The organism is Thiobacillus denitrificans, assembly GCF_001530125.1.
GTDB lineage: Bacteria > Pseudomonadota > Gammaproteobacteria > Burkholderiales > Thiobacillaceae > Thiobacillus > Thiobacillus denitrificans_C.
Window position 1 is genome coordinate 1 of record NZ_LDUG01000012.1, and the last position, 7,431, is coordinate 7,431.

Here is a 7,431-nt window from a genome sequence, read left to right on the forward strand (position 1 = left end):
TCGGCCCGGGGCGGGCGTGCGTGGTTGTTGCCGACGCGTCGGCTTTTACAACCACGGCCTCCTCCTCGCGGGGGCTCCTACAACAGCAGACCCCTGTGGGAGGCCGAAGGATAGGCGCCTCATCAGAGGGGACAAGACATGACTTCAACAACTAACAGTGACATAGCCATATTGAATATCGCATACAGTGTTTGACTTGCCCCGGGTGGGCAGTTAAAATTCCCGGCTTTCCGAGATTGTCCTCTGTGTAGAGGTTGGGTCATGAAAACGTTTTCCGCTAAAGGGCATGAAGTCAAACGCGACTGGTTCGTGGTTGATGCTGATAACAAAGTGCTGGGTCGCCTGGCTTCCGAGATTGCCCGCCGTCTGCGCGGCAAGCACAAGCCTGAGTTCACCCCTCACGTCGATACGGGTGACTACATTGTCGTGGTCAACGCGAGCAAGATGCGCGTGACCGGCAACAAGGATACCGACAAAGTCTATTATCGCCACTCGGGTTACCCCGGCGGTATTTACGAAACGACCTTCGCCAAGATGCAGGAGCGTTTCCCCGGTCGTGCGCTGGAAAAAGCTGTCAAGGGCATGCTGCCCAAAGGCCCGCTTGGCTACGCCATGATCAAGAAAATGAAAATCTACGCGGGCGCGGACCATCCGCACGAGGCTCAACAGCCCCAGCCCCTCGACATTAACGTTAAGGCCGCATCATGATCGGTGACTACAATTACGGCACGGGGCGTCGCAAATCGTCGGTTGCCCGGGTGTTCCTCAAGGCCGGCAGCGGCAAGATCGTCGTCAACAACAAGCCGGTAGACGAGTATTTCTCCCGCGAAACCGGCCGCATGATCGTGCGTCAGCCGTTGGTGCTGACTGACAACCTGAACGCATTCGACATCATGGTCAACGTTGCAGGCGGCGGCGAATCCGGTCAGGCCGGTGCAGTACGCCACGGCATTACCCGCGCGCTGATCGATCTTAACGCCGAGATGAAACCCACGCTGAAAGCGGCAGGCTTTGTGACGCGCGATGCCCGCGAAGTCGAACGGAAAAAAGTCGGCTTCCACAAGGCGCGTCGCCGCAAGCAATTCTCCAAGCGCTGATCGCTTCGACTGTTCGTCAAAAAAGCCGTCCATTGCAGGGCGGCTTTTTTTATTCTGGAAAAAGCAGTTAACCACAGAGACACAGAGGCACAGAGAAAACAATAGGTTGCAGGAAGACTTACCGTCCTCAAACCGGTGAATGATACGTACTGGACTTTCCCCTTGTTTTTCAACTCTGTGCCTCTGTGTCTCTGTGGTGAATGAACTGAGGTTTTTAAGTTTATCTCTGTCATTGGCGTGTCTTACAATAACGCTCATTCTTTGCAAGGAAATTAACCATGATCAAAGTCGGTATTGTGGGCGGCACGGGCTATACCGGGGTCGAATTGCTGCGTCTGCTGACGCGCCATCCGCAGGTGGAACTGAAGGCGATCACTTCGCGCAAGGAAGCCGGGATGCCGGTGGCGGACATGTTCCCCAACCTGCGCGGATGGCTGAAGCTGGCGTTTTCCACCCCGGAGGAAGCCGGGCTGGAAAACTGCGACGTGGTGTTCTTCGCCACCCCCAACGGTGTGGCGATGCAGCAGACCCGCGCGCTGCTTGACGCCGGGGTCAAGGTGATCGACCTGGCGGCGGATTTCCGCATCAAGGATATTGCGGTGTGGGAGCAGTGGTACAAGATGGAGCATGCCTGCCCGGACCTGGTGGCCGAGGCGGTGTACGGCCTGCCCGAGATTAACCGCGCCAGCATCCGCGGCGCGCGGCTGATCGCCAACCCGGGATGCTATCCGACGGCGGTGCAACTGGGCTTCTTGCCGTTGCTGGAAGCCGGCGCGGTCGACACCAGTTTCTTGGTGGCGGACGCCAAGTCGGGGGTGTCCGGCGGCGGGCGCAAGCCGGAAACCCACATCCTGTTTGCCGAGGCGGCGGACAACTTCAAGGCCTACGCCGTCGGCGGCCATCGCCACTGGCCGGAAATCAAGCAGGGGCTGGAGATTTTTGCCGGCAAGCCGGTGGGCTTCACCTTTGTGCCGCATCTGACGCCGCTGATCCGCGGCATCCACGCGACGCTGTATGCGAAAGTGAGCGCCGACATCGATCTGCAAAGCCTGTTCGAGCAGCGCTATGCAGACGAGGCTTTTGTCGACGTGATGCCCGCCGGTGCGCACCCGGAAACTCGCTCGGTGCGCGGCGCCAACATCTGCCGCATTGCAGTGCACCGGCCTCAGGGCGGCGACACCGTGGTGGTGCTGTCGGTGATCGACAATCTGGTCAAGGGCGCTGCCGGGCAGGCGGTGCAGAACATGAACATTCTGTTCGATCTACCGGAGGACACCGCGCTGGCGGACGTGGGCATGCTGCCCTAAGGAGACGCTGATTAATCCGTCTTTGCGAGGAGCGAAGCGACGCGGCAATCCAGAAATGCCTGCTTAATCAATGCGCTGGATTGCCGCGCTTCGCTCGCAATGACGGTTATATCGAATTAATCAGTGTTTCCCTAACGGGCATGGCGAGTTGCCACCCCTGACAATGAAAATCACCCTGCCCGTTTCCCTTTCCCCAACCCTCTCCCGCAAGCGGGCAAGGGGGCGAACGAGTCGCTGCGCGAGTTTCACGCTAAAGGACGTAAAGCCCGTGTGGAGTCGTATGCCCTGACACGGGGGAACTCCGTAGCCTGAACAGGGTCTTTGCTTGACGCAGGACGAGTGATGCGGATAATCCACTTCACACATTTTCAAGGAGTATCACCATGAATGCAGTAACCGAAATGGAAATCCCGCTGATCTTCACCGACAGCGCGGCGAGCAAAGTCAAAAACCTGATCGACGAAGAAGGCAACCCCGACCTGAAACTGCGCGTGTTCGTCTCGGGCGGCGGCTGCTCTGGCTTTCAGTATGGCTTCACCTTTGACGAAGCGCAGAATGCTGACGATACCGTGATGGTGAAAAACGGCGTCACCCTGCTGGTCGATTCGATGAGCTTCCAGTATCTGGCGGGCGCTGAAATCGATTATTCGGAAGGCTTGGAAGGCGCGCAGTTCGTGATCAAGAACCCGAACGCCACCACGACCTGCGGCTGCGGCTCGTCGTTCTCGGCTTAAGCACTGCTTGCCCAACAAAAAAAGCGGCTTCGGCCGCTTTTTCAATTTGGACATCGCGGCTTCGGCCGCTTTTTTTGTTGGACTATCGCGGCGAGGCGCCGCTCCTACAGGTAGGAGGGCCGCCCTCGGCCCGATGGGATGGCTGGTTCAGGCCGGGTAAATCGCGCCCAGAATACGTTCTCCCCGGGCGCCGGTCACCGACGGAAGGTTACCCGGTGCATGGTGCAGTGTCTGCCGCGCCAGCCAGGCAAAGGCGAGCGCTTCCACCCAGTCCGGGTCGATGCCGAGCGCAGCGGTGGTTGTCACCCGAAGGTTCGGCAACAGCGCGTTGATGCGCTGCATCAGCGCGCTGTTGTGTGCACCGCCGCCGCAGACATAGAGCTCCTGTGCGCTGCCACATTCTTGGCGTACCGCGTCACACAGGCTCATGGCGGTGAATTCGAGCAAGGTAGCCTGCACGTCGACTGGGGCAATCGTTTGGTTTAGTGCACTTAGCGTCGCGTCCAGCCCGTCCAGATTGAACTGCTCGCGTCCGGCGCTCTTGGGCGGCGACAGTTTCAGGTAGGGGTGGTTTGCCAGTGCCTGTAGCAGGCCAGGGTGGACGGAACCGCTGGCTGCCCATGCGCCGTCGCGGTCGTAATTGGCGCCGCTGTGCCGCTTGATCCACGCGTCCAGCAGCATGTTGCCGGGACCGGTGTCCCAGCCGTGTACCGTGCCATCCACCGGTAAATCGGTGATGTTGGCAATGCCGCCGATGTTGGCAATGACGCGGTGAATCGCCGGATGTTGTAGCGCCTGGGCGTGAAAGGCAGGCACCAGCGGCGCGCCTTGGCCGCCCGCCGCAATGTCGCGGCTGCGGAAATCGGCAACGACCGCGATGCCAGTGAGCTCGGCCAGCAGGGCGGCATTGCCGATTTGCAGGGTGTAACCGTCCGCGGGGCGGTGACGCAGGGTCTGGCCGTGGCAGCCGATCGCGCGCACGCTGTCGGGGGCGATCTCGTCGAGCAAGGCCCTGACCGCCTCGGCATACAGGCGCGCCAGTTTGTTGGCGGCGCAGGCGGCCAGATGGATTTCGTCGGCTTGCGGCGCGTGTAGCGCGAGCAATTGCGCGCGCAGGCTGTCCGGGTAGGGCAGGTAATGGGTGTGAAGTAACCGGGGTTGGCCGGTGGGGCCTATTTCGGCGAGAACGGCGTCGATGCCATCCAGGCTGGTGCCTGACATGAGACCGACGTAGCGCTCTGCCTGATGGGAGAGCGGCGTCTCATGCGTGAGCGCTGCACTCAATCGAGTGCAGCAAGGTTGGTATTGCGCAACAGGGCCAGTTTTTCAGACCAGTTGCTCGTCTGCTGTAGGAATTGCGCGCGCTGCGCGGTGGTGAGTGGTGCCGCGCCAGGTAGTTTGATGGCCATGGGGTTCTGCGGATTGCCGGCGACACGCACTTCATAGTGCAGGTGCGGGCCGGTGGAGGCGCCGGTCGAGCCGACATAGGCGATGTTCTGCCCCTGGCTGACCGCAATGCCATTGCGGATGCCGGAGGCAAACGCGCTCAGGTGGGCATAGTAGGTTTCGTATCCATTGGAATGCCGTAGGATGACAAGGTTGCCATAGCCGCCTCTGCGTCCGGCGAACTTCACGACGGCGTCGCCGGTGGCCTTGACCCGGGTGCCGGTGGGCGCGCCGAAGTCGACGCCGGTATGGGCGCGGTGGAAGCCGTAAATGGGATGCTTGCGCGAGTTGCTAAAGCTGGACGTGACGCGGGAGAATTCGAGCGGCGAGCGCAGAAAGCCTTTTTTCAGCGATTCGCCTTCGGGCGTGTAATAGTCTTCGCGGCCAGAGGGGTCGCGAAACAGGACGACACGGTATGGCTTGCCGGCATTGACGAACTCGGCTGCGAGCAGCTTGCCGGTGGCAATGGGCTCGCCGTTGCGATAGTCGACTGTGTAGATGACGGAGAAGGTGTCGCCGCGGCGCAGATCTTCGCGGAAATCCAGGCTGGTCGAGAAGGTTTCGGCCATCTGGTTGGCAATCTTGTCGGGGATGCCGGCGCTGTCGGTGGCGCCATACAGCGACGACAGGATGCGGCCGGAGCGCATCACCACGCGGGTTTCGAGCAGTTCGCTGCTTTCCTCTGCTGCAAAGCCATCACCTTGGCGGAGAATGGTCAGTGCGGGGGCACCGCTACGCTCGAACTGGAGGGCCTGCAGTTGGCCATCCTGCGAGGTAGTGGCCTGGATGCGTCTGCCGACGCGTATGTCGGATGCCAGTTGGCGCACAGCATCGGTGGCCAGCAAACGCTGAATTTCCAGGTCGTCGATCTTCAGCCGCGACAGGGCATTGGCCAAGGTGTCGCCCGACTGGATCACGCTTTCGCGTTCAAACGTGCCCGTGTCGTCTGCGGAAGCCAAAGCCGGTAGCGCAATGGCTTCGATCACGGTTTGCGGGGTGATGTCGAGGGTGTTGGTGTCAGGCGCCAGGCCGAAGGCTGCAACGACGCCGAAAAGCGGCACGCTGGAGAGTGCAACCAGGGTGCGCAGGCTGAAGCGGCGTTCCGCTCCGGTCATGCGATCGGTTAAGATTCTCGGTTTGGTGAGCGGCATGGACCGTTTCCTTTTTGTAAACGATCTGGGAGTCTAACACAAACGACCCCCGGGGTTTTTCAATCCAAACAGCAGCTTGTGCATGTTGGGCGAAGTGGTATTCATACATTACGGCGCGGTCGAGGCAAACTTGACCCGTCACAGAGAGGACGCTGATGCAGGGGGATGCTTTACAGGAAATCAAACGCGGAGCCGACGAGTTGCTGGTCGAGGCCGAACTGATCGAAAAGCTGAAAACGGGTCGGCCGTTGCGGATCAAGGCCGGGTTCGACCCAACGGCGCCGGATCTGCATCTGGGGCACACCGTGCTGCTGAACAAACTGCGCCAGTTTCAGACGCTGGGGCACCAGGTGATCTTTCTGGTGGGCGACTTCACCGGGATGATCGGCGACCCGACCGGCAAGAACGCCACCCGCCCGCCGCTGACCCCGGAAGCGGTGGCCGAAAACGCCAGGACCTATCAGGAACAGGTGTTCAAGATTCTCGATCCGGCGCTTACCGAAGTACGCTTCAACTCGGAATGGATGGACACGCTGGGCTCGGCCGGCATGATCCGCCTGGCGGCGACGCATACCGTGGCGAGGATGCTCGAGCGCGACGACTTTCACAAACGCTATAGCAGCCAGCAACCCATCGCGATCCACGAGTTTTTGTATCCGCTGATCCAGGGCTACGATTCGGTGGTGCTGAAGGCGGATGTCGAGCTGGGCGGCACCGACCAGAAATTTAACCTTCTGATGGGGCGCGAGATGCAGAAGCATCACGGGCAACCCCCGCAGTGCATCCTGACCATGCCGCTGCTGGAAGGCCTGGACGGCGTCAACAAGATGTCGAAGTCGCTCGGCAACTATATCGGGATCAATGAGCCGCCGCAGGAAATCTTCGGCAAGCTGATGTCGGTGTCCGATCAGTTGATGTGGCGCTATATACAGTTGCTGTCGTTCGAATCGCTCGCGACCGTCGAGGGCTGGAAGCGGCAGGTGGCCGAAGGCGCCAATCCGCGAGACACCAAGGTGCGGTTTGCGCAGGAGATCGTGGCGCGCTTTCATGATGATGCGGCGGCGGCCCGGGCGCTGGCCGAGTTCGAGGCGCGCTTCCAGAGAGGCGCGCTGCCGGACGACATGCCCGAAATCAGCCTGCCCGGAGTAGACGGGGCCCTGCTGGTGCCGCAGCTGTTAAAGCAGGCCGGGCTGGTGGCCAGCACCTCGGACGCTATCCGCCAGATCACCGGCGGCGGCGTTCGGCTGGACGGCGAGCGCGTGGCTGACAAGGGTGTGAGCGTCCCCGTGGGCGCGACCGTGGTGGCGCAGGTCGGCAAGCGCAAATTCGCCCGTGTCACAATTTTGTAAATTAATTTTCCGAAAGTGTTGACGGAAAGATTCTGGTCTGTAGAATGCGCAGCTTCTCTGAACGCAGCGCGACTCGCAAAACAGCGGAAAGTGGTGCTAAGAGATTGATCTTTAACAATTTACAGCCGATAGGTGTGGGTGTTGTTGCGGTAGCTGTCCTGGTTTTGGCTGGGGTAGCACCTAGCATAAATGCTCACACTTGAATTGAAGTTAATTCATTTTGAGTTTGAGCGAGCAGTATTGTAGTAAGTAATATCAGAGATTGAACTGAAGAGTTTGATCCTGGCTCAGATTGAACGCTGGCGGAATGCTTTACACATGCAAGTCGAACGGCAGCACGGGGGCTT

The 7,431-nt window shown here is 60.1% G+C and carries 7 protein-coding genes and 1 rRNA gene; 6 read left to right on the top strand and 2 right to left on the bottom strand.

The annotated features are described in order from the left end of the window. Positions 1 to 261 precede the first annotated feature (261 nt). The 4 genes from rplM (at position 262) to erpA (ending at position 3,138) form a co-directional block, all read left to right on the top strand. Entirely contained in the window at positions 262 to 708 is a 447-nt protein-coding gene (gene rplM / locus ABW22_RS03350; RefSeq protein WP_059751948.1) for a 50S ribosomal protein L13, read from the top strand. Next, positions 705 to 1,097 carry a 30S ribosomal protein S9 gene (rpsI, locus tag ABW22_RS03355; RefSeq protein ID WP_059751950.1) on the top strand — a complete coding sequence of 131 codons (393 nt, stop codon included), beginning with the start codon at positions 705 to 707 and terminating at the stop codon, positions 1,095 to 1,097. Before rplM ends, rpsI begins: the two co-directional genes overlap by 4 nt. A gap of 278 nt (positions 1,098 to 1,375) precedes the next feature. Beyond that, positions 1,376 to 2,404, top strand: a complete 1,029-nt coding sequence (gene argC, locus ABW22_RS03360) for an N-acetyl-gamma-glutamyl-phosphate reductase (RefSeq protein ID WP_059751951.1) — start codon at positions 1,376 to 1,378, stop codon at positions 2,402 to 2,404. A gap of 383 nt (positions 2,405 to 2,787) precedes the next feature. Then, positions 2,788 to 3,138, top strand: coding sequence for an iron-sulfur cluster insertion protein ErpA (erpA, locus tag ABW22_RS03365; RefSeq protein ID WP_059751953.1), 351 nt, complete (start codon positions 2,788 to 2,790; stop codon positions 3,136 to 3,138). A 147-nt stretch (positions 3,139 to 3,285) separates the two neighbouring features. On the opposite strand, the gene ABW22_RS03370 is transcribed toward erpA, so the two are convergent. Both ABW22_RS03370 and ABW22_RS03375 read right to left on the bottom strand, forming a co-directional pair. After that, positions 3,286 to 4,422: an anhydro-N-acetylmuramic acid kinase gene (locus ABW22_RS03370; protein WP_082708482.1), complete on the bottom strand. Its 1,137-nt coding sequence runs from the start codon at positions 4,420 to 4,422 to the stop codon at positions 3,286 to 3,288. Beyond that, positions 4,419 to 5,735: a peptidoglycan DD-metalloendopeptidase family protein gene (locus ABW22_RS03375; RefSeq protein ID WP_059751954.1), complete on the bottom strand. Its 1,317-nt coding sequence runs from the start codon at positions 5,733 to 5,735 to the stop codon at positions 4,419 to 4,421. The genes ABW22_RS03370 and ABW22_RS03375 overlap by 4 nt, the downstream gene beginning before the upstream one ends. Before the next feature lie 155 nt (positions 5,736 to 5,890). Here ABW22_RS03375 and tyrS point away from each other — a divergent pair, with 155 nt between their 5' ends. Further along, complete coding sequence (tyrS, locus tag ABW22_RS03380) at positions 5,891 to 7,084, top strand: tyrosine--tRNA ligase (protein ID WP_059751956.1); 1,194 nt, start codon at positions 5,891 to 5,893, stop codon at positions 7,082 to 7,084. 264 nt (positions 7,085 to 7,348) lie between these two features. After that, positions 7,349 to 7,431: ribosomal RNA gene (locus tag ABW22_RS03385) — 16S ribosomal RNA — on the top strand; the annotation flags it as partial.